Raw genomic sequence first — 26,272 nt, 5'->3', positions numbered from 1 at the left:
GTGTCAGGCCTCTCCCGTCTCCGTTGCCGCTTCGCTCCGGGTGAGATTGCGCCGGTACTTGTCCGTCACGACGTCGGTCTTCACCACCACGCAGACATCGGTGGTGCCAAATTCATGGTCGACCACGGCGCCATCGCCCACAAAACCGCCGAGCCGCAAATAGCCTTTCACCAGCGGCGGCAGGGAATGAAGCGCCGCCTTGGCATCCAGGGCCTCGGCGGGCATGAGGTTCATGTCGACGTAACGCTCTTCGACTGCGCGCGGCCGCAGATCCGACGGTGCGAGGTGTTGGTGGTGCAGGTAGGCCAGGGGCTGCGCCAGCGAAGACACGTCGGTGCCGCGCAGGCTCGCACAGCCGAACAGCAGGTCGACCTTGAAATGCAGCACGTAGGCGGCAATGCCGCGCCAGAGCAGCTGCATAATTCCGCTGGTTCGATAGTCCCGGTCGACGCAGGAGCGGCCGAGCTCCATGATCTCGCCGGGGTAATCCAGCAGCTTACTGATGTCGTACTCGTCCTGGGTATAGAACTGCCCGGCACGCTTGGCCTGCGCGCGGCGCAGGAAGCGATAGGTGGCGATCACCCGCCCCGGCTCGCCCTCGCTGTGGTCGAAGATGAGCAGGTGGTCGCAGTGGGGGTCGAAGGCATCGAACTCGCGGCGCGTGCGCGCCATTTCCTCGCTCGGCTTCGCACCCACCTCGTCAACGAAAACCCGGTAGCGCAGCTCTTGAGCCGCGGCCACCTCGGCCTCGCTTTCGGCCAGGCGAATCCGGAAGGTGCGCGCACGCACGTCGACCGGGCGATCGGTGGTCCCGCTGTCGGGCCTGATGTGACTCATTGGGATGCCTTCCGCCCGTCCGATGTCCGTTCGGTTATGGCGCGAAGCGGCACGCCAGTTTGTCGTCGAGCGGACATCCTCAGGACTTGTCGCTGGGGGTCTGCTTGTTGCGCGCCTGTCGGCGCTCGGCCTCCTCCAGGCGAACGCCGTAAAGCTCGAGCCGATGATCGATCAGCTGGTAGCCGAGCTTGCGCGCGATCTCTTCCTGCAGGCGCTCGATCTCTTCGTTGATGAACTCGATCACCTCTCCCGACTGCATGTCGATCAGGTGATCATGATGTTCCTCGGTGGCTTCCTCATAGCGCGACCGGCCGTCGCCGAACTCATGGCGCTCAAGGATGCCAGCCTCTTCGAAGAGCTTTACGGTGCGATAGACCGTGGCAATCGAGATCTTGGGATCGATCTCCACGGCTCTCTGATAGAGCTGCTCCACGTCGGGATGGTCGTGTGCCTGCGACAGAACGCGCGCGATGACCCGACGCTGTTCGGTCATCTTCAGGCCGCGCTCGATGCAGAGGGCTTCAATCCGTTCGGCCATCACCCTACCTGTCACTTTAACGCTGCAACACCAAACACCTGGCCGGGGCGACCGTGCAGCCTCCTGCGTCCGGCCGCCGAGCCCGGCCGCGGCTGACCCTATAATGCCAAGATCGCGTGTCGGGGCAATGGTAATCCGACCCAAGACCGGATCGCGTTCAATCTGAAACATAAGGGTTCCAAAGTGACCGCGATCTGCACTTGCGGGCGGGCCAATGCGACGCGGCCACGCCAGTGAGCTGTTATGGGCTCTGGCGTGGCCGTCTGTGGCTGGCCCATGTCCGTGCCGCGACACCGCAGCCTGCGGTAAGGCCTCTTTGCTGGACCTACTTGCTGGAGCGTCGGCCGAGCCCGATCTCCTTGGCGAGCTGACTGCGCTGCTTGGCGTAGTTCTCCGCGACCATGGGATAATCTGGCCCAAGGCCCCACTTCTCGCGGTACTGGTCCGGGGTCATGTCGTAGGCGGTCTTCAGATGACGCTTGAGCATCTTCAGCTTTTTGCCGTCTTCCAGGCAGATCAAGTAATCGGGATGTATCGACTTCTTGATCGGCACGGCCGGAACCGGGCGCTCTTCCTGCTTTTCGGCGGGAGAGCCCACCTGGGCCAGCATCTCGTAAACTTCGCGGATCAGTCCCGGCACATCTGAAGGCGCCACGGCGTTATTGGAGACATGGGCCGCGACGATGTTGCTGGTCAGAGAGAGAAGTTCACTCGGCTTTGGCTGTTCAGACATTACTCATTCCCAAGAAAACGAAATCTTCCTGAGCATATAGATAAGTGGGACAAGGCACGCAATACTATTTTTGCATACCGGAAGTAGTCCCTCGCATCGCTAAGGAAAGGAGATGCATGCGCTTGAAGTGGGCGGAGAAAAACCGCCTCGCAGCGGGGAAATCTGTGGCTGTGGATACTCGGGGCATCACGGCGTTACGGCAAGTCACAGGCGAGCAACAGGGCATCCACCCTTTCGCCTTCCCGGCTGTAATAATTCGGCCGCTGTCCCACCTCTTCGAACCCGAAGCGCCGGTAGAGTGCCAGCGCGCCGGCATTGTCCTCGGCCACCTCGAGCAGAACGCGCTGTGCGCCGAAAAGCCGCAGCCGGGGCAGAGCGGTCGTCAGCAGCCGGCTGCCCAGGCCGGCCCGGCGCTGTTCCGGCGCGACACAGAAGGTCAGGACCTCCGCTTCGTCGGCCGCGATCCGCAAGAGGATGAAGCCTGCGAGCGATGCTTCGTCCAGCTGCTCGCTTGAAGGGGCTAGCCAGCCGCAGACCCCTGGGGAAGCCAGCAGCTGCTCGAAGCTGGGCCGGGACCAGGGCTCATGGGGAAAACAGCGCGCGTGCAGCACCGCCGCGGCGCCCAGGTCTGCGGTATCAATCGGCCGAACGCCACGCTCAGGCACGAGGCTTGCCCGGCAGGCTGACGTCGGGCGGGCGCAGGTAGAGCGGGGTTGGCGGCAGGCTGCCGGCCGGGGGCAGCGGCAGGTTTGCGGCCAAACGGGCCAGCGCCACACTGTCGGCCGCCGCGCTGCCCTCCACCACCTGGTAGTCGCGACCCGTAAGTGCCGGCAGGAGCTGTTCCACCCCGTCACCGGCCAGGAGCAAGGGCCCCGCGGGAAGACGTGCGGCGGCCTGCTCGGGCAGAAGCGATTGCGGCTCCGCCAGCGGCTGGCCTTGCGCATCGAAACACTGCAGGAAGAGGTCGGCGCGCCGGGCGTCGATCGCCACCACCAGCGCGCTATTGCGCCGTGTCGCCTCGGGGAGTGAGTGGGTGGTCATGGCAGCGTAGAGGCGGAAGCCGTCGACGGCGAACAAGGGCAGGCCACTGGCGAGGGCCAGGGCCCGCGCGGTGGCCAAGCCCACGCGCACCCCGGTGAAGCTGCCGGGGCCGCGGGTGACGGCCAGACGTCCGAGATCGGTCCAGGACAGTCCCGCTTCTGCCAGGCATTCCTGCAACAGCGGCAGGAGGCGTTCGGCCTGGCCGCGCCGCCGCGCCTCGAAGCGCTGTGCCAGGACCTGATCGCCGACAAGGATGGCGGCGGAGCAACTGCTGCCCGCGCAGTCGAAGGCGAGCACAGGAGATGGGGTGAAGGGGGCGTTGGGCATAAAACAGGCTTTTGCCTTAGGCGATCTGAGAGTTGCAGCTTTCTAGCCGCATCGGCGGCTTACTGCACGTCTGCGCATATTGGTTCGGTATCAGAAACAATCAATTGCATCAGGTGTGGCTTGGCACTGAGCAGGGAAGCAATCATGTCTTTGGGGAACGTGCCGGCGATCAGGGGATTGCCTGCCTAGTACCTACAAGGAGATGCTTCATGTCCAAGATCCTCGTCCTCTACTACTCCATGTACGGCCATATCGAGACAATGTCTCATGCCGTTGCCGAGGGCGCCCGCTCGCTCGAGGGCACGGAGGTCATGATCAAGCGCGCGCCCGAGACCATGTCGCGCGACGTGCTGGAGCAGATTGGCGCCAAGCTCGACCAGCCGGCACCGGAAGCGACGGTCGACGAGCTCGTCGACTACGACGCCATCATCCTGGGTGTGCCGACCCGCTTCGGAAACATGCCTGGCCAGATGCGCACCTTCTGGGACCAGACCGGTGCCCATTGGGCCAAGGGCGCCCTGGTGGGCAAGGTCGGTAGCGTGTTCACCTCGACCGGAACCGGCGGCGGCAGCGAGACCACCATTACGTCCACCTGGAACACGCTGGTCCATCACGGCCTCGTGATCGTTGGCCTTCCATATACGGCCGCCGAACTGAGCGATATCTCAGAAGTGCGCGCCGGCAGTCCCTATGGGGCCGCGACCATCGCCGGCGCCGACGGCAGCCGTCAGCCGAGCGAGAAGGAACTGAGCCTGGCACGCTTCCAGGGCCGTCACGTGGCGCAGATTGCGCAGAAGCTGCACGGCTGACCCTTTCACCCAAGGGACGGGTTTAGGACCGGAAAGAAAAGGATGCGTTATGGGACTGCTGATTGACGGCAAATGGCATGATCAATGGTACGATACGGACAGCACTGGCGGCCGCTTTGAGCGAAGCGAGAGTGCTTTTCGCAACTGGATCACGCCGGACGGCAGTCCCGGCCCGTCCGGGAGCGGCGGCTTTGCCGCCGAGCAGGGGCGCTATCGCCTCTATGTCTCCCTGGCTTGTCCCTGGGCGCACCGGGCACTGATCTTCCGCAAGCTCAAGGGCCTGGAGTCCGCCATCCCGGTATCCGTCGTTCACTGGCGGATGAAGGAGAATGGCTGGGAATTCCGCACCGATGACGACCCGAGCGGCGCCGTCACCGGCGACCCCCTCTTCGGCGCCGATTTCCTGCACCAGCTCTACACCCGCGCCAAGCCCGACTACAGCGGGCGAGTGACGGTGCCGGTGCTCTGGGACGAGAAGCGCGAGACGATCGTGTCCAACGAATCGGCCGAAATCATCCGCATGCTGAACTCAGCCTTCGATGAGGCCGGGGCGCATGCGGGCGACTACTATCCGCAGGCGCTGCGCTCGGAGATCGATGCGATCAACGAGATGGTCTACGACCGGGTGAACAACGGCGTCTATAAGGCCGGCTTCGCCACGACGCAGGCGGCCTATGAGGAGGCGGTGACCGACCTCTTCGAGACGCTCGATGACCTGGAGGCTCGCCTGGGCCGGCAGCGCTATCTCGTGGGAGATCGCCCGACCGAAGCGGACTGGCGCCTCTTCACCACGCTGCTGCGCTTCGACCCGGTCTATGTCGGCCACTTCAAGTGCAACCTGCGCCGGCTGGTGGATTATCCCAATCTCTGGGCCTACACCCGGGAACTCTATCAGGTGCCGGGCGTGGCCGAGACCGTGAACTTCCACCACATCAAGCACCACTATTACGGCAGCCACGACACCATCAACCCGACGGGTGTCGTGCCCTTGGGTCCGCTGCTCGACTTCGAGGCGCCGCACGGGCGCGGCTGACGGCGCCCCCTGGTCAAAGCAGGGCGCTTTCGGAGCAGCCCCGCCTCTAGCCGAGTGCTATGGGCGGGGCTCACTCCCGCGAGGCGCGTTTCATGTTCTCCAAGATCCTCTGCTGTATCGACGGCTCCGAGCACGCCCTGCGGGCGGCGGAGTCGGCCTGTGCCCTGGCGCAGCGCTTCGAGGCACCCCTGACGTTTTTGACCGTGGCCAAGGAGCTCAAGCCCTCCAAGGCGGTGAAGCGCTTTCTGGAACTCGAGCATCTCTCGGGCGAAGCCCAGTACGTGCTGGACGACTACACCGAATCCTATCTGGAGAAGGCCAAGGACGTGGCCGAGGCCACGGGCCTGCGCGGCGTCCGCACCGAGGTGCGCACAGGCAATCCGGCGCGCACCATCATCGATTTCGCACATCGCGGCCGCTACGACTGTATTGTCCTGGGCAGCCGCGGCATGGGCGACCTGGAAGGCGCCCTGCTCGGCTCGGTCAGCCACAAGGTCGCCAGCCTCGCGAAGAGCACGGTTGTGACGGTCAAGTAGCGCGGATCTGTTCGTGCGACTTTCCGGTCTTTGCGCCGCTTGGCGCAGAGGCCTATTCTGCGGGCCGTGAGCGCCTCAGACTCATCACTTCTCCCCCTCACCTTTACCGCCTGGTTCCAGCAGCGCGGCTGGCAGCCGCATCGCCACCAGCTTGAGCTGCTGGCACGCGCGCGCGACGGGCAGTCGGCGCTGCTGATTGCGCCCACCGGCGGCGGCAAGACGCTGGCCGGGTTCCTGCCCAGCCTGGTCGAGTTGGCGGAGCGACCGGCCGAGGGACTGCATAGCCTCTATGTCTCGCCGCTCAAGGCGCTCGGCGTGGACGTGGCGCGCAATCTCACCGCCCCGGCCCGGGAAATGGGCCTGGAACTCGCCATCGAAACCCGCAGCGGCGACACGCCGGAGGGCAAGCGGCGGCGCCAGCGCGAGCGCCCGCCGCAGATCCTGCTGACCACACCGGAATCCCTGGCGCTGCTTCTCTCCTATCCCGATGCCCCGCGGATCTTCGGAGGCCTGCGCACCGTGATCCTGGATGAGATTCATGCCCTGGCCCCCAACAAGCGCGGCGAGCTCTTGGCGCTGGGCCTGGCGCGGTTGCAGCAACTGGCGCCGGGCCTGCGCCGGGTCGGGCTGTCCGCCACCGTGGCCGACGAAGAGGCGCTGCGAAACTGGCTGGCGCCCGGCGGCCGGGGCGATGCGCTGGCGCTGGTGCGCGGCAGTGCCGGGCTGGAGCCGCAGATCGAGACCCTCACCACCCGCGAGCGCCTGCCCTGGTCGGGGCACATGGCGCTGCATGCCCTGCCAGAGGTCTACCGCCGGCTCTGCCAAGCCGGCACCACGCTGGTGTTCGTCAACACCCGCGCCCAGGCGGAACTGGTCTTCCGCGAACTCTGGCGCCTGAATGAAGAGGCACTGCCCATCGGGCTGCACCACGGCAGCCTGGCGGTGGAGCAGCGCCGCAAGGTGGAAGCGGCCATGGCGGCCGGCAAGCTGCGCGCGGTTGTCGCCACCTCGTCGCTTGATCTCGGCATCGACTGGGGCGCGGTGGATCTGGTGGTGCAGATGGGGGCGCCGAAGGGAGCGGCGCGCCTGCTGCAGCGCCTGGGACGCGCCAATCATCGCCTGGACCGTCCCAGTCGGGCGCTGCTGGTGCCGGGCAATCGCTTTGAGGTGCTGGAGTGCCGCGCGGCCGTCGAGGCGGTGAGAGCCGGGAGCCTGGATGGCGAGACGCTGCGCCCTGGCGGCCTGGACGTTCTGGCCCAGCACATCCTGGGCATGGCCTGCGCCGCCCCCTTCGAGGCCGATGCGCTCTATCGGGAGGTCACGACGGCGGCGCCCTATGCCGGCCTGTCACGCGCGGACTTCGAGGCGGTGCTGCAGTTCGTCGCCAGCGGCGGCTATGCCCTGCGCAGCTATGAACGCTTCCGGCGCCTGAACCTCGACGCCAAGGGACGCTGGCGGGTGAGCGGCCCCGCCCACGTCCGCCGCTATCGTTTTAACCTGGGTGTGATCGTGGACACGCCCACACTCAAGGTGCGCTTCAAGGGTGCGCGGCGCAGTCTGGGAGAGGTGGAGGAGAATTTTGCGCAAGGGTTGCGCCCTGGCGACAGCTTCATCTTCGCCGGCCAGCTGCTGCGCTTCGAGCGTATTCGGGAAACTACGGTGGAGGTGAGCCGCGGCGGCAGCGGCAATCCCCAGGTTCCCGCCTACATGGGCGGCCGCCTGCCACTCTCCACCCACCTGGCCGAGCGGGTGCGCGGGCTGCTCGCCAGCCGGGAGGACTGGTCGAACCTGCCCGCGGCCGTGCAGGAATGGCTGGCCATCCAGCGCTGGCGCTCGAGCCTGCCGACCCGCGAGGGGCTGCTGGTCGAGAGCTTTCCGCGCGCCGGCAAGCATTTCCTGGTGGCCTACTGCTTCGAGGGACGCAACGCGCACCAGACCCTGGGCATGCTGCTGACCCGGCGCATGGAGCGCAAAGGCTATGGCCCGTTGGGTTTCGTCGCCACCGACTATGTGATCGCCATCTGGTCCCTGCGCCCGGCCGAGGATGTGGTTGAGCTCTTCGATCAGGACATGCTGGGTGACGATCTGGAGGAATGGATGGCCGAATCGTCGCTGCTGCGCCGCACCTTCCGCAATGTGGCGGTGATCGCTGGGCTGATCGAGCGCCGGGTGCCGGGCGCCGAGCGCAACGCGCGCCAGGTCACCTTCAGCTCCGACCTGATCTACGACGTGCTGCGCCGGCACGAGCCCGATCACGTGCTGCTGCGCGCCACCCGCGCCGATGCCGCCGGCGGCCTCACCGACATTGGCCGCCTGTCGGACATGCTGGCCCGGGTCCAGGGACGCATCGAACATCGCCGCCTCGACCGGGTCTCGCCGCTGGCGGTGCCGGTGCTGCTCGAGATCGGCCGTGAGCAGGTGGCCGGCGCCGCCATCGACGAACTGCTCGACGAGGCGGCGGCCGACCTGATCGCAGAGGCCACCAGCGGGGTGGAGCAGGGCAGCCTGCCGCTGTGATGGCCTGAGAAATAACCCGAGGAAATCAGTGGTCGACGATGTCACCCTCGGTGAAGAGAAACTCTCGCAGGTACTTCTCGAAGGTCTCGTCGTTGCGACGCAGCCACTCTAGGGCCATGCAGGCATGCTCGATCTCTTCGCGCATGTTGTGCAGCAAGATCGCCTTCAGGGCCTCGTCCTCGCAATCGTCGGCGCGCTGCTGATACCAGTCGACCGCCTCGAGCTCTTCCATCAGGGACACGATGGCGTGATGACGCATCAGGGTTTTCTTCGACAGACGCTCGCGCGGGGCGTGGAGCTGGTCACTGGCCATGCTTCGATCTCTCCTTGGTAGAATCCTTCGCAGCCCGATCGGGCCGGGGTCACGATAACCGCGGACCGGGGGATCAGGCCAGTGCGAACTCAGCCACCAAGGGAGCGTGGAAAGACTGTGGGCTGCCCGGCGGCAGGGCCCCTTCGTCGTGCAAGGCCTCGTTGTGGATCTCGCAATGCCGGAAGCGGGCCGTGAGGCTCGCGCTGGCCAGCAGGTGGTCGTAGAGCGCCGCCCGACCATCGTGCAGCACCGAATAACGCCGGTCCTGTGACAGGCTGCGCGTGAGCGGCGTGAGCTCACCTCCGGCCAGGTCGGGCGTCTCCACATCTGCCGCGGCACCGCGCAAAATGCGCAAAGGAGGTTCATTCTCCCCGGCGTTCATGTCGCCCGCCACCAGCACCAGCGCTTCGTTGTCGAGCGCCAGGAGCTCCTCCACCAGAAGGCGTGCTTCAAGGGCCTGGCCGCTGCGCTTCAGGCTGGCCAGGTAAAAGCCTTCCGCCCAGCCACCCAGGCTCTGCCAGCCGCCGCCGCGCCGCCGCTGGCCCGGCACCGGCGCGGCCAGGGGCGCGCGCAGGTGCAGGTTGACGATGTGGAGCAGTGGCCCATCGGGCAGGCGCAGGCTGGCCCGCAGCAGCGGCCGATCCCAGGTGACGGGGCTGGCCTCGGCCGAGGGCGGCAGGGCCGTGGCGTACTGCAGGCGCGGCGGCGGCACCAGGCGATGGTGCAGGCTTTCCCAGGAGATCAGCGGCCAGCGCGACAGCACGACTAGGTTGTGCTTGTCCGCCGGGCGCTTGCCGCTGCGGTCCAGGGACACCGCATGGTCGAAGCCGGCGTAGCCGCTTTCAGCCAGCAGGCTTTGCAACGCCTCGAGCTGCCGACTCCGGGGCTTACTGGGGGGCGTGCTGCGGGACGTGCTTTCTGGGGGCGGTCGCTGCGCGTCCACCTCCTGCAGGCAGAGCACGTCGGCGCGCAGGCGCTGCAGTTGCGCGCGCAGCAGCGGCAATCTTTGATCCAGTGCGCCGCGCCCCTCCGCGGCCACGCCCAGGTTCTCCAGATTGAAAGTGGCGATGCGCAGCCGGCCTTCGGCCATCACGGTCCTTTCCGCGCTCCGCCGCCCGGCCTGTGCAGGTCTAGGGGCTTGAGTTGCTGTCCTGCACGACCGGCCGGAAGATTTCGAGCAGGCGGTGGTAGAGCGGCCGCTTGAAGGGGACGATCAGGTCGGGCAGGTCCTCGAATGCCGCCCAGCGCCAAGCGGAAAACTCGGGCTCGGGCCCGTTGATGTCGATCTCGGCGTCCTCGCCCCGGTAGCGCATGGCGAACCACTTCTGCTCTTGGCCGCGATAGCGTCCCTTCCAGAGCTTCGGTACCAGATCATGGGGCAGGTCGTAGGTGATCCATTCGCTGCAGGCCAGGATTTCGGCCCGGTCGGTGCCGATCTCCTCCTTCATCTCGCGGAAGGCAGCCTTGAGCGGATCCTCCCCAGGGTCGATGCCGCCCTGGGGCATCTGCCAGGCCTCGGTTTTCATGTCCAGGCGCTGGGCCACGAACACCCTATTCTCACGGTTGAGCAGCATGACGCCGACCCCGCGGCGATACGGCAGGAGCGCGATCTCCGCTTCGCTCAGCGTTCCGTGGGCGTGGGGGTCGTAGGCCGTGTCGCTCATGGGCGCTCCTCATCGTTGGTGGCGCTGTTTGTGGCATCGGACTGCTCGTCCGGGCCCGGAATTGGCACGCTCTGCCATCCGGCCAGGCGCGGCTCCCCCTGTTCCCGGTCGGGCAGGGGGCCGACGTAAAGCGAGGCCGTGCGTCCGGTCTCGCCCGGACTCTGAACCAGGCTCACGCCCAGCCAGACCAGACCGGCCACGACCGCCATACAGAGGAGGATCCGCAACACTGGCCGCCGCTCCGCCGGGTTCAGTTGACGATGCGGCCGTTGAACAACGCCAGGCCGCGCAGGAGGTCGAGAGCACGGGCGAGCTGATAGTCCTCAATGATCTCCGCCGCTTCCTCATCGCCGTCGGCCTCAGGCTCCGGAAGGATGACTTCGGGCACAGCCTCCTCGTCTTCCGGCGCCGCAGGTGTTTCCGGCGCTTCCTCCCCGTCCAGATGGCGGCGCAGATCGGCTTCCCGACGCTGGCGCTGCTGTTCTGGCGTGGTCACGGTCGCCTGCTCGACAAGGATGTCGGGCTCGATGCCCATGGCCTGGATCGAGCGGCCCGAGGGCGTGTAGTAGCGCGCGGTGGTCAGGCGCATGGCGCCCTCGGCGCCCAGCGGGATCACGGTCTGCACCGATCCCTTGCCGAAGGAGGTGGTGCCCATGACGATGGCCCGGCGGTGGTCCTGCAGGGCACCGGCCACGATCTCCGAGGCGGAGGCCGAGCCGCTGTTGATCAGCACCACCATCGGCAGCCCCTCGATGTCATCGCCGGCGGTGGCGTTCCAGCGCTGAGAATCCTCATCGTGTCGGCCGCGGGTGGAGACGATCTCGCCGCGATCAAGGAAGAGGTCGGTCACGCTGATCGCCTGTTCCAGCAGGCCGCCGGGGTTGTTGCGCAGGTCGAGCACATAGCCCTGCAGGTCGTCGCCCAGCTCGGCTTCGATCTCCGCCACGGCCTCTTCCAGGCCGGGGGTGGTCTGCTCGCTGAAGGAGGTGACGCGCAGGTAGCCGATGTTGCCTTCGACGCGGCTGCGCACCGACTGCACCTTGATGATGTCCCGGACGATTTCCAGGTCGAAGGGCTCCTGCTCGCCGCGGCGGATGGTAACGGTGATGGGGCTGTCCACCGGTCCACGCATGCGGTCCACAGCCTCGCTGAGCGTGAGGCCCATCACCTGTTCGCCGTCGATGTGGGTGATGAAGTCGCCCGCCTCGACGCCGGCCCGGTAGGCCGGCGTGTCGTCGATGGGCGAGACCACTTTCACCACGCCGTTCTCCATGGTCACCTCGATGCCCAGGCCGCCAAACTCGCCACGAGTCTGGGTGCGCATCTCCCGGAAACTGTCGGGGTCGAGATAGCCGGAGTGGGGGTCCAGGTGGTTGAGCATGCCGCGCACGGCGGCCTCGATCAGTTCCTGGTCGCTGACTTCTTCCACGAAGTCGGCGCGCACCCGTTCGAAGACCTCTCCGAAGAGCTTGAGCTGCCGGTAGGTGTCCGCCTCCTGCGCGCTCGCCTGCAAGGGGGTCATCGCCATGAGGAGCAGCAGCAGGCTCGCCACCGCCGTGGTCGTCTGTTTGATCCTAAGCATCAGCCTCGCGCCTTATCGCTGGACAGTGCCAGCCAGGGTAGGGGATCCACTGGTTGCCCGCCACGCCGCAGTTCCAGATAGAGTTCGCTTTCGCGCTCGCCGTCCTCGGCCATCGACCCCACGGGTTCGCCAGCGAGCACCCATTGGCCCTTGGTTGCTGCCAGTCGGCCCAGCCCCGCGAGGAGCGAATGATATCGCCCGTCGTGTTCTATGATCAAGATCAGCCCATAGCGACGAAAGCGCCCCGCATAGGCAATCCGACCATCGAAGGGGGCCACCACCTGTGCCCCCGGACGTGCTTCGATGACCAGGCCTTCGGTCCGGCTTCCGCCACGGGCGCGGTCCTCCTCGCCGAAGCGCAGGGCGATGCGGCCCTGGGCCGGCATCTGCAGGATGGCGCTGCTCTGCTCGGGGAATGAGCGGGCCTCGGCGGGGCGCTCCTCGCGCAAGGGGGCTGCCGCCTCCTGCTGCGCCCGGGCATCGGCTTGGGCCGCTGCGGCGGCGGCTGCAGCCGCCTCGGCTTCGGCCCGGCGCGAGGCGTCCTGGCGCGCCCGTTCCGCCTCGCGCGCTGCCTCTTCGCGCAGGGCCTGGGCCCGGGCCGCAGCCTCGGCGGCGCGCCGAGCTTCCGCCTCGCGCTGCTGTCTTTCCCGCTCCGCCTCGGCCTCCAGGGCTTCCAGGAGCTGGCGCAGGTCGTCGGCTTCGGCCAGGCGTGCCTCCAGGGCGGCCTCGGCCTGGGAGCGGGCTTCGGATGTCTCGCCGAGGACCGCCTGGCGGCGTTCGGTCACGCGTGCCAACTCCGCCCGCTCCTGCTCCAGCCGCGCTGCCTGCTCCTGCAGGCGTTCGCGTTCGGCAAGCGCCTGGGCCCGGGCTCTGGCGTAGCGGCTGTGCAGTTCGGCGAAGCGCTTGGCGCGCCGCTCCAGGGTCGGCACCGCGCCGCCCAGCAGGCGCGCCGCCCTGAGCGCATCCAGGGGATCACCGGGCGCGCCGAGCGCCGCTTCCGGCGGCAGGCGTCCCAGGCGCTGCAGCGCAGCCAGGCTGCCCACGAGGCGCGCCTGTTCCACTTCGAGCGCTTCGCGGCTGCGCAGTTCGGCAACGCGGTGAACGGCCGACCCCAGCTCCCCCAGGGTCGTATCGGCTTCCAGGGCCTGGATGGATTCGGCAAGGGCGCGGCTCTCGCTGCGCAGGCTCTCGATCTCGGCGCGCAGCGCTTCGGCGGCTGCGGTGAGGGCTTCGGCCTCCTGCCGGTCGGCTTCGAGCTGCTGCTCCAGGCGTTCGAGCTGCGCGCGCGCCGCCCCCTCATCCTGCGCATCGGCGGCGAGGACGGGCGGCGCCAGCGCAAGGCCGATCAGCAGCACGACACGAAACAGCATCGGCTGCAGCATAGAGAGGTAATGGGTGCTGTCGAGGGAGCAGCGACCGCACGACGCCAAAGCCTGCGGGCGCTATCCGACCTTGCGCAGGTCGTTGCCTTCGCCGGGCAGGCCGCGCTCCTTGCGCGGAGTGCGGCCGAAGAAATCGCGGTAGCACTTCGAGAAGTGCGAGGCGGAGACGAAACCGCAGGCCAGGGCCACGTCGATGACGGAGAGGTTGGTCTGCAGCAGAAGCAGGCGCGCCCGGTTCAGCCGAAGCTCCAGGTAATAGCGCGCCGGCGAGCGATTGAGATATTTGCGGAAGAGCCGCTCGAGCTGGCGGGTGGATAGCCCGGCCTCGCGGGCGAGCTGGGCCCGGGACAGCGGCTCCTCCAGGTTCTTCTCCATGGTAGCGATGACGGAGAGCAGCTTGGGGTGGCGCACCCCCAGGCGGGCCGGCAGGCTCATGCGCTGGTGATCGTGCTGGTCGCGTATGCGCTCATGCATGAACTGCTCGGCCACGGCAGCCGCCAGTTCGTGGCCGTGCTGCTGGGTGATGACGTTAAGCATCATGTCCAGCGGTGCCGTCCCGCCGGCGCAGGTGAAACGTTTGCGCTCGACCTCGAACAGCTCGTTGCTGACATCCAGCTCCGGGAACTCCTCGACGAAGGAGGCGAGGTTCTCCCAATGGATCGTGCAGGCCACATCGTCGAGCAGCCCGGCCTTGGCCAGCACATAGGCCGCGGTGCAGATTCCGCCGATGTCGCAGCCCTGACGATCCATGCGGCGCAGCCAGGAAATCAGGCGACGGTCCGCGGCCTTCTGCACCTCCACCCCGCCGCACAGGGCGATGGTCTGGAGCCTGCCGGCGGTGTCGAGGTCGCCTTCGGGCGTGAAGGTGAGCCCGTTCGAAGCGGTCACCGGTTGCCCGTCCACCGAAAAGATCGGCCAGCGATAGAGCTCGCGGCCGCTGATCCGGTTGGCCTGGCGCAGAGCTTCCACGGCCGAGCCGAACGCGATCATCGAAAAACGCGGCAGCAGCACGAAGCCGATGACCTGCGGAAACTCTTTGGGAAGATTACCCAGCATGCATGCCTCTATGACGGGCTCTTGGCCGACACGACTGGAGGGGAAATGTGGCACAAGCACGCATGTCGCGAAATGGAAACTTGTCGGCGGGAGGGGAAGAGCTGCCATGCGCCTGAAGAGGTGGTTTAAGGCCGCGTTGCATCGTCGGGTTGCCGCTGACACCATACAGCCGGAAACTGGGATTGGACGTTGCGGGACAACAGGCTGGTCAGAGGGTGCGGCAACAGGCATGAACAAGCGCTATTCGATCTTCTCACTGGCTCGTAATGCCTTCAGTCGCCATGAGAATTGGCAGGAGGCATGGCGTTCGCCGACGCCGAAGCCGCGCTATGATGCGGTGATCATCGGCGGCGGCGGCCATGGCCTGGCCACGGCTTACTATCTGGCCAAGCAACACGGCATGACCAACATCGCGGTGCTGGAGCGCGGCTGGCTTGGTGGCGGCAACACCGGACGCAACACGACGATCGTGCGCTCCAACTATCTCTGGGACGAATCGGCCGCGCTCTACGAGCAGGCCATGAAGCTCTGGGAGGGCTTGAGTCGGGAGCTGAACTACAACGTCATGTTCAGCCAGCGCGGCGTGCTCAACCTGGCGCACAACCTGCATGACTTGCGGGAAATCCAGCGCCGCGTGAATGCCAACCGGCTGAACGGCATCGACGGCGAGGTGCTCGATGCGCAGCAGGTCAAGGATTTCTGTCCGGCCATCGATCTGCGCGCCGGCGGGCGCTACCCGGTGCTGGGCGCCTCGCTGCAGCGTCGCGGGGGCACCGCCCGGCATGACGCCGTGGCCTGGGGCTATGCCCGAGCGGCCGATGCGCTGGGTGTCGACATCATTCAGGAATGCCCGGTTCAGGGCATTCGCGTCGCCGACGGCAAGGTCCAGGGTGTGGAGACCGCGCGCGGCTACATCGAGACCAACAAGCTTGGCATCGTTGTCGCCGGTCATTCCTCCCTGCTGGCCGAAATGGCGGGGTTCCGCCTGCCGGTGCAGTCGGTGCCGCTGCAGGCGCTGGTGAGCGAGCCGGTAAAGCCGGCCATCAACTGCGTGGTCATGTCCGGCGCGGTCCACGCCTACATCAGTCAGTCCGACAAGGGCGAGTTGGTCATTGGCGCTGGTGTCGACAAGTATGTGGGCTACGGGCAGCGCGGCAGCCAGCCGGTCACCGAGGAGACGGTGGCCGCCATCTGCGAGATGTTCCCGATCTTCCGGCGCATGCGCATGATGCGGCAGTGGGGCGGCATCGTGGATGTCTGCCCCGATGCCAGTCCGATCATTTCCAAGACCCCGGTGGAGGGGATCTACATCAACTGTGGCTGGGGCACCGGTGGCTTCAAGGCCACGCCAGGCTCGGGCTGGGCCTTCGCCCACACCGTAGCGCGCAACGAGCCGCACCCCCTCAACGCCCCCTTCACACTCGACCGCTACCGCACCGGCTACCTGATCGACGAGCACGGCGCTGCGGCCGTTGCGCACTGAGGAAGCACCCATGCTGCTGATCGACTGCCCCCACTGCGGCCCCCGGAGCGAGACCGAGTTCTCCTACGGCGGCGAAGCCCACATCGCCCGGCCCCTCGATCCGGCTGCGCTCAGCGATGCCGAGTGGGCCGACTACGTCTTCCTGCGCGACAACCCCAAGGGCCTGATCCGGGAGCGCTGGATGCACGCCCATGGCTGTCGGCGCTGGTTCAATGTCGCGCGTGACACTGTCACTTACGAAATCCTGACCGTTTATCCCATGGGGGCGGAGCCGCCGGACTTGCCGGAGCGGCGCTACCCTTAACAGCTCGGCGTCGAGACGCGCCTTGCCCCGTCAATTGGCCCCGTCGAGGCCCACCTAAAGTTCAAGGACCCAGTGTGCGATGGCCCAGAGTTTCCGTTTGCCGGAAGGCGGTGTGATCGATCGCAGCAAGAGCCTGCGCTTCAGCTTCGACGGCCGCAGTTATGAAGGCCATCCGGGCGATACCCTGGCCTCGGCGCTGCTGGCCAATGGCGTGCATCTCGTCGGGCGCAGCTTCAAGTATCACCGGCCGCGCGGCATTTTTTCCGCCGGTGCCGAGGAGCCCAATGCCTTGGTGCAGCTCGGCGAGGATCCGCGCACCGATCCGAACCAGCGCGCGACCCAGGTGGAGCTGTTCGACGGCCTGACCGCCATGCCGCAGCACTGCTGGCCGTCGCTGGAGTTCGATCTCAACGAGACGGCAAGCCTGGCAAGCCGCTTCCTGCCCTCGGGCTTCTACTACAAGACCTTCATGTGGCCGAATTGGAAGCTCTTCGAGGGGCCGATTCGCCACGCTGCTGGCCTGGGGCGCGCGCCACGCCTGCCCGACCCGGACCGCTATGACAAAACCTACGCCCACTGCGATCTTCTGGTGGTCGGGGGTGGTCCCGCCGGGCTGGCTGCTGCGCTGGCTGCCGGGCGCCGCGGCGCCCGGGTTCTGCTGGTGGAGCAGGATTCGACCTTGGGTGGCCACCTGCTTTCGTCGCCGGACAGCGAGATCGACGGCCAGCCGGCCGCGGAATGGGTCGAGGCGGCGCGCGCGGAACTGGAGTCGCTGCCGGAAGTGCGGGTGCTGACCCGCAGCACCTGCTTTGCCTATTACGATCATAATTTCCTGGGTGTCCTGGAGAAGGTCACCGACCACTACGCGCCCTATTCCCGCCCGCAGCATCTGCCGCGCCAGCGCATGTGGAAGGTGCGTGCGGCGCAGGTGGTGCTGGCCAGTGGCGCCATCGAGCGCCCGCCGGTCTTCCGCGACAACGACCGACCGGGGATCATGCTGGCCTCTGCGGCCTCGGCCTATCTGCGCCGCTGGGGCGTGAAGCCCGGTGGGCGCGCCCTGGTGCTCACCAACAACGACAGCGGCTATCGCGCAGCTCTGGATCTCAAGAACGCCGGCGTGGACCTGGCCGCGGTCATTGATCTGCGTCTGGCGGCCGAAGGTCCCTTGAGCGCACAGGCGCGCGACGAAGGCATCCCGATTCGCAGCGGCCATGCCGTGACGGGCACCCAGGGGCACCTGCGTCTGCGCAAGGCCTTCGTCGCGCCGATGGACGGGGAGGGCCGCCGGGTCTTCGGCGGTGGCGAGCCAATCGAATGCGACCTGCTCGCCGTCTCAGGCGGGTGGAACCCCACGGTTCACCTCTTCTGCCAGTCGAAGGGCAGCCTGGAGTGGGACGAGCAGCTTGCCTGTTTCCGCCCGGCTCGCTCCATGCAGCGCAACCAGGCGGTCGTCGGTGGGGCGAACGGCACCTTCGCGCTGGGTGAGGCTTTGCGCGAGGCCCATGCTGCGGGCCTGCAGGCAGCCGAAGCCGCCGGCTTTGCCGGCAGCGGCAGCGAGCGACAGGCGCCGCGCGCAGGCGGGGAGGGGGACTTCCTTCCCTTGCGGGAAATCTACCTTGTCCCCTCGATTCAGCCGGTGGGCCAGGGCGGCAAGCACTTTGTCGATCAACAGCACGACGTGGCGGCGTCCGACCTGCTTCTGGCCCTGCGTGAAGGCTATCGCTCCATCGAGCACGTCAAGCGCTACACCACCACCGGCATGGCCACCGACCAGGGCAAAACTTCAAACGTCAATGCCATCGGCATCGTGGCGGAGCATCTGGGCAAGCCGGTGCCCGAGGTGGGCGTGACCACCTTCCGTCCACCCTACACGGCAGTCACCTTCGGCGCCTTTGCCGGGCGCGACGTGGACGGGCTGCTCGATCCCGAGCGCACCACGCCGATGCACGGCTGGCACCAGGCCCAGGGCGCGGCCTTCGAGGACGTGGGGCAGTGGAAGCGTGCCTGGTACTATCCGCGCCCGGGCGAGGACATGCACACCGCCGTGGCCCGGGAAGTGAAGGCCACGCGCGACTCGCTGGGCATCCTCGACGCCACCACCCTGGGCAAGATCGAGGTGCGCGGGCCCGATGCGGCGCGCTTCCTGGATCTGGTCTACACCAACATGTTCTCCACCCTGAAGGTCGGGCGCTGTCGCTATGGGTTGATGCTCAAGGAAGACGGCATGGTCTTCGACGACGGCGTGACCTCGCGCCTGGCCGAGGACCGCTTCCTGATGACCACGACCACCGGCGGGGCGGCCAACGTCCTCGACTGGCTGGAGGAGTGGCTCCAGACCGAATGGCCGGAGATGAAGGTCTATCTGACCTCGGTCACGGAACAGTGGGCGACCATGACCATCTCAGGCCCCAAGGCGAAGGCCCTGCTGGGCGAGGTGAGCGATCTCAAACTCGATTCGGAGACCTTCCCGCACATGAGCTTCGCCGAAGGCCGGGTGGCCGGCGTGAAGGCGCGGGTCTTCCGCATTTCCTTCACCGGCGAGATGTCCTTCGAGATCAACGTTCCGGCCCGCTATGGGCTTGCGGTCTGGGAGACCTTGATCCGCGCCGGCGCCAAGTACGCCATCACGCCCTATGGCACCGAGGCCATGCATGTGCTGCGCGCGGAGAAGGGCTTCATCATCGTCGGCCAGGAGACCGACGGCTCGGTGACGCCGCTGGACCTGGGCATGAACTGGATCGTCTCCAAGAAGAAGCCGGACTTTCTGGGCCGCCGCTCGCTGTTCCGCCCGGACATGCAGAAGCCCGATCGCAAGCAACTCGTGGGCATCGAGACCGAGGATGGGCGGGAGGTCCTGCCCGAAGGGGCGCAGCTGGTGGAGAGCAACGGTGCCGCCCGACCGCCGGTGCCCATGGTCGGCCATGTCACCTCCAGCTACTGGAGCCCGAACTGCGGCAAGGCCATCGCGCTGGCGCTGGTGAAGGGCGGCCAGGCGCGCATGGGCCAGCGGCTCTATGCACCGCTGGCCGACCGGACCGTCGCCTGCACCATCACCGAACCGGTATTTTTCGATAAGGCAGGAGAGCGCCTCCATGGTTGAAGACTTCCTGCGCCAAAGTCCCCTGTCCCACCTGGGTCTGGCCACCCACGCCCGCGCGGAGATCGCGGCGGATGATGGCGTGGCACTGGCTGAGCGCCCCTTCCGCACCGTGATCACTCTGCGCGGCCCTGGCGGGGAAGGCGCCTTTGCTTCTGCAGTGGAGCAAGCCAGTGGCCTGAAGCTGCCGCAGGAGGTTGGTGCGATCACCGGCGAGGCGGAGGGACGGCAGTTGCTCTGCCTCGGGCCGGACGAGTGGTGGCTTTGCGATGGCAACAGCGATGCCGAGTCGCTGCTAGTTGCCCTGGAGGACGAACTGGCCGGCCAGTTTGCGTCAGCAGTGGACACCAGCGACAACTGGTTTGCGCTGGAGATCAGCGGACCGCAGGCAACCGACCTCTTGGCCAAGGCCTGCCCGCTCGACCTGCATCCGCGCAGCTTCCCGGCCGGCCGCTGTGCCCGCTCGCTGCTGTCAAAGGCGCCCATGACGCTGCAGAAGCTGGACGAGAGCCCGCGCTTCCGGATCCACGTCCGCCGCTCTTTCGCCGACTATGCCTGGCGCTGGCTGAGCGATGCCGGCCGGGAATACGGCGTCTCGGTGCTGAGCGCCTGACGAGCCCTGCGCGGCAGGGCTCGTCAGGGCTTCCCGAACCTAGCGGTCCAGTTCGGTGACGTAGTCGGTCACTGGCGGCAGGGCTTCGACCACCCCGCTTTCCTCCAGAAAGCGCGCAAAACGCTCGTAGCGGCCCTTGTCGGCCGCGCCCGGGCGCAGGGCGAAGCGGGGCAGGGTGTCCCACCAGGCGCGGCTGTTCAGGTCGTCGTCCAGTCCCTCGTCATAGGCGACAAAGATCTCCCAGCTCTCCTCCGGGTGATTGATCAGGTACTGCACCCCGCGCTCCAGGGCGTCGAGGAAGGCAGGAAGGCGTGGGTCGTCCAGCGCGCCGCTGTTGGCGACGATGATCAGCTCGTCATAGGCCGGCACCCCCTGCTCCTCGGGATAGAAGGCGCGCCCGGCCTGGCCTTCCAATTCGAGCTGATTGAGTTCGAAGTTGCGGAAGGCGCCGATGACCGCGTCGACCCGGCCGGTCAGCAAGGCGGGGGAGAGCGCGAAGTTGACGTTGATCAGCTCCACGTCGTCTAGTTCGAGTCCGCTGTTCTCCAGCATGCGGCGCAGCAGTGTCTCCTGCATGCCGCCGATGGAGTAGCCGACCCGCCGCCCCTTCAGGTCCGACATGGTTTCCACCGGCCCGTCGGCCAGGCTGACCAGGCTGTTGAGCGGCGTTGCGATCAGGGTGGCGATGCGCGACAGCGGCAGCCCCGCCTCCGCCTGTAGGTGCAACATGGGCTGATAGGTGACCGCCAGCGGCGCCTGGCCCGCCGCGACCAGCTTGGGCGGATCGTTGGGATCGGCGGGCTCGATCAGTTCGACCTCCAGTCCGGCCTCGGCAAAAAAGCCCCGCTCTTGGGCCACGATCAGCGGGGCGTGATCGGGGTTGACGAACCAGTCCAGCAGGACGGTCAGGGGTTCCGCGCGGGCCGGCGCGCCGTTCAACAGGACTGCGGCGGCAAGCGCGATCAGTCCCCGGCCAAAACTCTTTGCTGTGATGGGCATTCCATTCTCCTCTTCGCCGTTGTCAGGGGAAGAGGGAGACGGCGGACCAGAGCGGCCCGCGTGCCCGTTCCATTCCCTGCGCCGGCATGACCCGGATCAGGTTCTAAGGGTTTGCGCGTGCACCGCGCTCTCTCAGCCCTCACCATGAGAGGGCACCCCCAGGAACCGCAGGAAAGCTAGGCTGTGCCCGCCACGGGGGTCAAGCGAAAGTCTGCGCAGGCCCGCTTGCACTCCCTGAGGCCCTGTGATACCTACCCGTCGCGCGGATGGGGCGGAGCCTGTCTGCGACGGTCCCTTTCCGTGCTTCCGCGGATGCTTCCCTGGCCTGACGGTCTTTGGGTGGTGTTCTTCTCAGGCGGCACGCGGCCGATGGGGCCGATGCCTCACTTCTTTCTGGGGAGCGATTAGGCTTTGGCAGGCGAAGACACCTCGACGGGCGGTCTGGCCGGGCGTTATGCCCTGGCACTGTTCGAGCTCGCCGATCAGGCGCAGGCCTTGGACAAGGTCGCCGATGACCTCAAGGGCGTGGACGCCTTGCTGAGCGAGAGTGAGGATCTTCAGCGGCTGGTGCGCAGCCCGCTCTATGGGCGCGAGCAGCAGGCCAAGGCCATGGATGCGGTCCTGGCCAAGGCGGGGGTCACCGATCTCACCCGTCGCTTTATTATGGTGGTGGCGCAGAATCGTCGCCTCCACGCACTACCCAACATGATTCGGGCCTTCCTGGCAGAGCTGGCGCGTCGGCGCGGCGAAGTGCGCGCCGAGGTCACGGCCGCTGTGCCGCTGTCCGAGACGCAGGAGAAGGCCCTGCTCGATTCCCTGTCGAAGTCGGTGGGCGGCAAGATCCAGCTCGTCCTCAAGACCGATCCGAGCCTGCTCGGCGGTCTTGTGGTCAAGGTGGGCAGCCGCATGATCGACACTTCGCTCAGGACCAAGTTGCAACGACTTCAGTTCGCTATGAAAGGGGTTGGATGATGGACATCCGCGCCGCGGAAATCTCGGCGATCCTCAAGGAGCAGATCGAGAACTTCGGTGCCGAGGCGGACGTCGCCGAGGTGGGCCAGGTGCTTTCGGTGGGTGACGGCGTGGCCCGTGTCTACGGCCTCGACAACGTCCAGGCCGGCGAGCTGGTCGAGTTTCCCGGTGACATCCAGGGGATGGCGCTGAACCTCGAGGTCGACAACGTCGGCATCGTGATCTTCGGCGACGACCGAGGCATCAAGGAAGGTGACACCGTCAAGCGGACGGGCCGCATTGTCGACGTGCCAGTGGGCAAAGGCCTGCTGGGCCGCGTCGTTGATGGTCTCGGCAATCCGATTGACGGCAAGGGTCCGATCGAAAGTGACGAGCGTCGTCGCGTCGAGACCAAGGCCCCGGGCATCATCCCGCGTAAGTCGGTGCACGAGCCGATGCAGACCGGTCTCAAGGCGATCGACTCGCTGATCCCGGTTGGTCGCGGCCAGCGCGAGCTGATCATCGGTGACCGCCAGACCGGTAAGACGGCGATCGCCATCGACACCTTCCTCAACCAGAAGCCGCTGAACCAGGGTGACGACGAGAGCAAGAAGCTCTACTGCATCTACGTCGCCGTGGGTCAGAAGCGTTCCTCGGTTGCCAAGCTGGTGAAGACCCTGGAGGACGCCGGGGCGATGGAGTACTCCATCGTCGTGGCCGCCACCGCATCCGATCCGGCGCCGCTGCAGTTCCTGGCGCCCTACACCGGCTGCACCATGGGTGAGTATTTCCGCGACAACGCCATGCACGCCGTCATCTGCTACGACGATTTGTCGAAGCAGGCGGTTGCCTATCGTCAGATGTCGCTGCTGTTGCGCCGTCCGCCGGGCCGTGAGGCTTTCCCGGGCGACGTCTTCTACCTGCACTCCCGTCTGCTCGAACGCGCCGCCAAGATGGGCGATGAGCACGGCGCCGGTTCCTTGACGGCACTGCCGATCATCGAGACCCAGGCCGGCGACGTTTCGGCCTACATTCCGACCAACGTGATCTCGATCACCGACGGTCAGATCTTCCTCGAGACGGGTCTCTTCTATAAGGGCGTGCGCCCGGCGGTGAACGTCGGCCTTTCGGTTAGCCGCGTCGGTTCGGCGGCCCAGATTAAGGCCATGAAGAAGGTCGCCGGTACCATCAAGCTGGAACTGGCTCAGTACCGCGAGATGGAGGCTTTCGCTCAGTTCGCTTCCGATCTGGACGCGGCCACCCAGCGCTTGCTGCAGCGCGGTCAGCGTCTGACCGAGCTGCTGAAGCAGCCGCAGTACAGGCCGCTGCCGGTGGAAGAGCAAGTCTGCGTGATCTACGCCGGCGTGCGTGGTTACCTGGACAAGATTCCGACGTCTCAGGTGACCGACTTCGAGCAGAAGCTGCTTGCGGCGCTGCGCGAGAAGGGCCAGTCGATCCTCGAATCCATTCGGACCAGCCAGGAGCTGACCTCCGAAGCCGAGGAAAAGCTGAAGGCCCTTCTTGCCGACCTCGGCAAGGCCTACGCTTGATTTTCGCCCTTTCGTTGAACCAGCCGCGGTTGAAGCGACATGGCTAGCCTCAAGGAGCTACGCTCCCGTATCGCCAGCGTCAAATCGACGCAGAAGATTACCTCGGCCATGAAGATGGTGGCCGCGGCGAAGCTCAAGCGTGCCCAGGAGCAGGCGGAAGCCTCGCGGCCCTATGCGGCTCGCATGGCCCGCATGCTCGGCTCGCTGGCTTCGGGCAGCCGCGGTGGTCAGGGGCCAAAGCTTCTGAGCGGCACGGGCAAGCAGGATGTGCATCTGCTGGTGGTCGCAACGGCCGATCGCGGCCTCTGCGGTGCCTTCAATGCCAACATCGCCCGTGAAGCTCGCCGCGACATCGAGCGGCTGAAGGCTGAGGGCAAGACCGTAAAGGTGCTCTGCATCGGCCGTAAGGGCCGCGATGCTCTGCGTCGTGGTCACGCCGATGTGATCATCGACACCTTGGAAGACGTCTCCAAGCCGCGACCGAGCTTCGAGAAGTCCGACGAGATCGCCCAGCGCCTGTTGGCCATGTACGACGAGGGCGAGTTCGACGTCTGCACGCTCTATTACGCGCAGTTCAAGTCGGCTATTTCTCAGATCGTCACCCGCCAACAGCTCGTTCCCTTTGCCGCACCGGAAGCCGAGGCGACCGGCGATGAGGCGCAGGCGGTCGAGAACAAGGGCATGGTCTATGACTACGAGCCCGACGAGGAGACCATCCTCGCCGAGCTGCTGCCGCGCAATCTCGCGGTCCAGGTCTTCAACGCCCTGCTGGAAAACAACGCCGGCGAACAGGGCGCGCGCATGACTGCCATGGACAACGCGACCCGCAACGCAGGCGAAATGAACAAGAAGCTGACGTTGCTGTACAACCGCACGCGTCAGGCTGCGATCACCAAAGAACTCATTGAAATCGTCTCCGCCAAGGAGGCCATGTAACCGCGACGCCGCGCGGCTGCATGGAAGCGAAAGGCACTAGAGGAGCATAGGATGGCCAAGAACCTCGTCGGGAAAGTCACCCAGGTCATGGGACCGGTGGTCGACGTGCAGTTCGAAGGCGACCTGCCTGCGATCATGAACGCGCTCGAGAGCGAGAACCAGGGCCAGCGACTGGTGCTGGAGGTCGCGCAGCATCTCGGTGAAAACATGGTCCGCACCATCGCCATGGACGCGACCGAAGGTCTGGTGCGCGGTCAGCAGGTCACCGACACCGGCGGACCGATCGCGGTTCCGGTCGGTCCCGAGACGCTGGGGCGCATCATCAACGTCATCGGCGAGCCGATTGACGAGCGCGGCCCGGTGGACGCCAAGATGCAGGCGCCGATTCACCGGCCGGCACCGACCTACACCGATCAGTCCACCGACGCCGAGATCCTGGTGACCGGCATTAAGGTGGTTGACCTGCTCGCTCCCTATGCCAAGGGCGGCAAGATCGGCCTCTTCGGTGGCGCCGGTGTGGGCAAGACGGTGCTGATCATGGAGCTGATCAACAACGTCGCAAAGACTCACGGTGGCTACTCTGTCTTCGCCGGCGTCGGCGAGCGCACCCGTGAGGGCAACGACCTTTACCACGAGATGATGGACTCCGGCGTCATCAAGACCGATGGCCCGGGTTCCAAGGCCGCGCTGGTTTACGGTCAGATGAACGAGCCGCCGGGCGCCCGCTCTCGCGTCGCGCTGACCGGTCTGACCCTGGCCGAGTACTTCCGTGATGAGGAAGGCCAGGACGTGCTGTTCTTCGTGGACAACATCTTCCGCTTTACGCAGGCGGGTTCGGAAGTGTCCGCCCTCTTGGGACGCATTCCCTCGGCGGTGGGCTATCAGCCGACGCTGGCCACCGACATGGGGCAGCTGCAGGAGCGGATCACCACCACCAAGAAGGGCTCGATCACCTCGGTGCAGGCCATTTACGTGCCGGCCGACGACTTGACCGACCCGGCTCCGGCCACCTCCTTTTCGCACTTGGACGCGACCACGGTGCTGAGTCGTCAGATTGCCGAGCTGGGCATCTACCCGGCCGTCGATCCGCTCGACTCCACCAGCCGCATCCTTGAGCCGGATGTGGTGGGCGAGGAGCACTACAACGTGGCGCGCCGGGTCCAGGAGACGCTGCAGCAGTACAAGCAGCTTCAGGACATCATCGCCATTCTGGGCATGGACGAGCTGTCCGAAGAGGACAAGCTGACCGTGGCCCGGGCCCGCAAGATCCAGCGCTTCTTCTCGCAGCCTTTCGACGTGGCACAGGTCTTCACCGGCACGCCGGGTGTGCAGGTGCCGCTCGAAGAGACCATTCGCGGCTTCAAGGGCTTGGTGGAAGGCGAGTACGACCACCTGCCGGAAGCGGCCTTCTACATGGTCGGCACCATCGACGACGCCGTCGAGAAGGCCCGCAAGATGGCCGCCGAAGCGGCATAGTCGACGGGTCTTTGGCAAGAACGAGGATAGGCTGACATGGCTGAGCAGAAGGTCGAGTTCGAACTCGTCTCGCCGGAGAAGCTGCTGCTGTCGCAGGCAGTGGACATGGTCGTGGTGCCGGGCGGCGATGGCGATTTCGGCGTGCTGCCCCGCCATGCGCCGATGATTTCCACGGTGCGGCCCGGTGTCATTTCGGTCTACGAAGAGCGCCGGGCGGTCAGCCAGCGCCTATTCGTTTCCGGCGGATTCGCTGAAGTCACACCAGAGCGTTGTACCGTTCTGGCTGTGGAGGCGGAGCCGCTGGAAGAGATCGATCGTGCTGCGACCGAGCAAGCATTGAAGAATGCCCGCGAGGATGTGGCGGACGCGAAGAGCGAGCATGATAAGGCTGTTGCGGCGAAGCGCGTGAACGTCCTGGAAGCCAAGCTCGACGCTTTGAGCCGCGCCAACTGAGTGTGAGGCGGATGGGCCGGTGCGACACCGGTCCTGCCCTCG

26 protein-coding genes and 1 riboswitch are annotated in these 26,272 nt (G+C 66.4%); of the genes, 13 read left to right on the top strand and 13 right to left on the bottom strand.

Features of this window, described 5'->3' with window-relative positions; all coding sequences use genetic code 11:
- Nucleotides 1-3 precede the first annotated feature (3 nt).
- From P2G67_RS05805 to tsaB, 5 genes are all read right to left on the bottom strand, one after another.
- On the bottom strand, nucleotides 4-837 hold the full coding sequence (locus P2G67_RS05805) for a GNAT family N-acetyltransferase (RefSeq protein WP_275820957.1): 834 nt from the start codon (nucleotides 835-837) through the stop codon (nucleotides 4-6).
- Between the two features lie 79 nt (nucleotides 838-916).
- Nucleotides 917-1,375, bottom strand: a complete 459-nt coding sequence (locus tag P2G67_RS05800; protein ID WP_275820955.1) for a Fur family transcriptional regulator — start codon at nucleotides 1,373-1,375, stop codon at nucleotides 917-919.
- 325 nt (nucleotides 1,376-1,700) lie between these two features.
- On the bottom strand, nucleotides 1,701-2,108 hold the full coding sequence (locus P2G67_RS05795; protein WP_275820953.1) for a Ros/MucR family transcriptional regulator: 408 nt from the start codon (nucleotides 2,106-2,108) through the stop codon (nucleotides 1,701-1,703).
- A 194-nt stretch (nucleotides 2,109-2,302) separates the two neighbouring features.
- Nucleotides 2,303-2,773: a ribosomal protein S18-alanine N-acetyltransferase gene (gene rimI, locus P2G67_RS05790; RefSeq protein ID WP_275820951.1), complete on the bottom strand. Its 471-nt coding sequence runs from the start codon at nucleotides 2,771-2,773 to the stop codon at nucleotides 2,303-2,305.
- On the bottom strand, nucleotides 2,766-3,476 hold the full coding sequence (gene tsaB, locus P2G67_RS05785; protein WP_275820949.1) for a tRNA (adenosine(37)-N6)-threonylcarbamoyltransferase complex dimerization subunit type 1 TsaB: 711 nt from the start codon (nucleotides 3,474-3,476) through the stop codon (nucleotides 2,766-2,768). Before tsaB ends, rimI begins: the two co-directional genes overlap by 8 nt.
- A 209-nt stretch (nucleotides 3,477-3,685) precedes the next feature.
- Here tsaB and wrbA point away from each other — a divergent pair, with 209 nt between their 5' ends.
- The 4 genes from wrbA (at nucleotide 3,686) to P2G67_RS05765 (ending at nucleotide 8,371) form a co-directional block, all read left to right on the top strand.
- On the top strand, nucleotides 3,686-4,285 hold the full coding sequence (gene wrbA / locus P2G67_RS05780; RefSeq protein WP_275820948.1) for an NAD(P)H:quinone oxidoreductase: 600 nt from the start codon (nucleotides 3,686-3,688) through the stop codon (nucleotides 4,283-4,285).
- 49 nt (nucleotides 4,286-4,334) lie between these two features.
- Nucleotides 4,335-5,318: a glutathione S-transferase family protein gene (locus tag P2G67_RS05775; protein ID WP_275820946.1), complete on the top strand. Its 984-nt coding sequence runs from the start codon at nucleotides 4,335-4,337 to the stop codon at nucleotides 5,316-5,318.
- Between the two features lie 92 nt (nucleotides 5,319-5,410).
- Complete coding sequence (locus P2G67_RS05770; RefSeq protein ID WP_275820944.1) at nucleotides 5,411-5,854, top strand: universal stress protein; 444 nt, start codon at nucleotides 5,411-5,413, stop codon at nucleotides 5,852-5,854.
- Between the two features lie 66 nt (nucleotides 5,855-5,920).
- A complete protein-coding gene (locus P2G67_RS05765; protein ID WP_275820942.1) occupies nucleotides 5,921-8,371 on the top strand; it encodes a ligase-associated DNA damage response DEXH box helicase in 2,451 nt (816 codons plus the stop codon).
- 25 nt (nucleotides 8,372-8,396) lie between these two features.
- Here the strand turns inward: P2G67_RS05765 and P2G67_RS05760 are convergent, their stop codons facing one another.
- From P2G67_RS05760 to P2G67_RS05730, 7 genes are all read right to left on the bottom strand, one after another.
- Nucleotides 8,397-8,684 carry a ferritin family protein gene (locus P2G67_RS05760; RefSeq protein ID WP_275820940.1) on the bottom strand — a complete coding sequence of 96 codons (288 nt, stop codon included), beginning with the start codon at nucleotides 8,682-8,684 and terminating at the stop codon, nucleotides 8,397-8,399.
- Nucleotides 8,685-8,757: 73 nt separating this feature from the next.
- Nucleotides 8,758-9,774, bottom strand: coding sequence for an endonuclease/exonuclease/phosphatase family protein (locus tag P2G67_RS05755; RefSeq protein WP_275820938.1), 1,017 nt, complete (start codon nucleotides 9,772-9,774; stop codon nucleotides 8,758-8,760).
- Nucleotides 9,775-9,814: 40 nt separating this feature from the next.
- The gene (locus P2G67_RS05750) at nucleotides 9,815-10,348 is read right to left on the bottom strand and encodes an RNA pyrophosphohydrolase (protein WP_275820936.1); all 534 of its coding nucleotides are present in this window, start codon (nucleotides 10,346-10,348) and stop codon (nucleotides 9,815-9,817) included.
- On the bottom strand, nucleotides 10,345-10,578 hold the full coding sequence (locus P2G67_RS05745; protein WP_275820934.1) for a hypothetical protein: 234 nt from the start codon (nucleotides 10,576-10,578) through the stop codon (nucleotides 10,345-10,347). The genes P2G67_RS05750 and P2G67_RS05745 overlap by 4 nt, the downstream gene beginning before the upstream one ends.
- A gap of 20 nt (nucleotides 10,579-10,598) precedes the next feature.
- Nucleotides 10,599-11,930 (bottom strand): S41 family peptidase, encoded by a 1,332-nt coding sequence (locus P2G67_RS05740; RefSeq protein ID WP_322099647.1) that lies wholly within the window; start codon nucleotides 11,928-11,930, stop codon nucleotides 10,599-10,601.
- Entirely contained in the window at nucleotides 11,930-13,300 is a 1,371-nt protein-coding gene (locus P2G67_RS05735) for a murein hydrolase activator EnvC family protein (RefSeq protein ID WP_275820932.1), read from the bottom strand. Before P2G67_RS05735 ends, P2G67_RS05740 begins: the two co-directional genes overlap by 1 nt.
- Before the next feature lie 72 nt (nucleotides 13,301-13,372).
- Nucleotides 13,373-14,368 (bottom strand): GlxA family transcriptional regulator, encoded by a 996-nt coding sequence (locus P2G67_RS05730; protein ID WP_275820930.1) that lies wholly within the window; start codon nucleotides 14,366-14,368, stop codon nucleotides 13,373-13,375.
- Nucleotides 14,369-14,597: 229 nt separating this feature from the next.
- Here P2G67_RS05730 and P2G67_RS05725 point away from each other — a divergent pair, with 229 nt between their 5' ends.
- The 4 genes from P2G67_RS05725 (at nucleotide 14,598) to P2G67_RS05710 (ending at nucleotide 19,865) form a co-directional block, all read left to right on the top strand.
- Entirely contained in the window at nucleotides 14,598-15,851 is a 1,254-nt protein-coding gene (locus P2G67_RS05725) for a sarcosine oxidase subunit beta family protein (RefSeq protein WP_275820927.1), read from the top strand.
- A gap of 10 nt (nucleotides 15,852-15,861) precedes the next feature.
- On the top strand, nucleotides 15,862-16,155 hold the full coding sequence (locus tag P2G67_RS05720; protein ID WP_275820925.1) for a sarcosine oxidase subunit delta: 294 nt from the start codon (nucleotides 15,862-15,864) through the stop codon (nucleotides 16,153-16,155).
- 79 nt (nucleotides 16,156-16,234) lie between these two features.
- A complete protein-coding gene (locus tag P2G67_RS05715; protein ID WP_275820923.1) occupies nucleotides 16,235-19,255 on the top strand; it encodes a sarcosine oxidase subunit alpha family protein in 3,021 nt (1,006 codons plus the stop codon).
- Nucleotides 19,248-19,865, top strand: a complete 618-nt coding sequence (locus P2G67_RS05710) for a sarcosine oxidase subunit gamma (protein WP_275820921.1) — start codon at nucleotides 19,248-19,250, stop codon at nucleotides 19,863-19,865. The genes P2G67_RS05715 and P2G67_RS05710 overlap by 8 nt, the downstream gene beginning before the upstream one ends.
- Before the next feature lie 39 nt (nucleotides 19,866-19,904).
- Here P2G67_RS05710 and P2G67_RS05705 read toward each other — a convergent pair whose 3' ends face one another.
- A complete protein-coding gene (locus tag P2G67_RS05705; RefSeq protein ID WP_275820918.1) occupies nucleotides 19,905-20,864 on the bottom strand; it encodes an ABC transporter substrate-binding protein in 960 nt (319 codons plus the stop codon).
- Nucleotides 20,865-20,919: 55 nt separating this feature from the next.
- A riboswitch (TPP riboswitch) is annotated at nucleotides 20,920-21,034 on the bottom strand.
- Between the two features lie 241 nt (nucleotides 21,035-21,275).
- On the opposite strand from P2G67_RS05705, the gene P2G67_RS05700 reads away from it, so the two are divergent.
- From P2G67_RS05700 to P2G67_RS05680, 5 genes are read left to right on the top strand one after another with little or no spacing between them, the layout of a single operon-like run.
- Nucleotides 21,276-21,836, top strand: a complete 561-nt coding sequence (locus P2G67_RS05700) for a F0F1 ATP synthase subunit delta (protein WP_275820916.1) — start codon at nucleotides 21,276-21,278, stop codon at nucleotides 21,834-21,836.
- Complete coding sequence (gene atpA / locus P2G67_RS05695) at nucleotides 21,836-23,365, top strand: F0F1 ATP synthase subunit alpha (protein WP_275820914.1); 1,530 nt, start codon at nucleotides 21,836-21,838, stop codon at nucleotides 23,363-23,365. The genes P2G67_RS05700 and atpA overlap by 1 nt, the downstream gene beginning before the upstream one ends.
- Before the next feature lie 39 nt (nucleotides 23,366-23,404).
- A complete protein-coding gene (locus P2G67_RS05690) occupies nucleotides 23,405-24,301 on the top strand; it encodes a F0F1 ATP synthase subunit gamma (RefSeq protein WP_275820912.1) in 897 nt (298 codons plus the stop codon).
- 51 nt (nucleotides 24,302-24,352) lie between these two features.
- Nucleotides 24,353-25,777 (top strand): F0F1 ATP synthase subunit beta, encoded by a 1,425-nt coding sequence (atpD, locus tag P2G67_RS05685; RefSeq protein ID WP_275820910.1) that lies wholly within the window; start codon nucleotides 24,353-24,355, stop codon nucleotides 25,775-25,777.
- A gap of 36 nt (nucleotides 25,778-25,813) precedes the next feature.
- On the top strand, nucleotides 25,814-26,230 hold the full coding sequence (locus P2G67_RS05680) for a F0F1 ATP synthase subunit epsilon (RefSeq protein ID WP_275820909.1): 417 nt from the start codon (nucleotides 25,814-25,816) through the stop codon (nucleotides 26,228-26,230).
- Nucleotides 26,231-26,272 lie beyond the last annotated feature (42 nt).

This window comes from Aquibaculum arenosum, from assembly GCF_029222965.1.
In the GTDB taxonomy this organism is placed as follows: Bacteria; Pseudomonadota; Alphaproteobacteria; order Kiloniellales; family DSM-21159; genus Aquibaculum; species Aquibaculum arenosum.
Note: the sequence above shows the minus strand (reverse complement) of the source record. Positions and strands in the feature narration are given on the sequence as shown.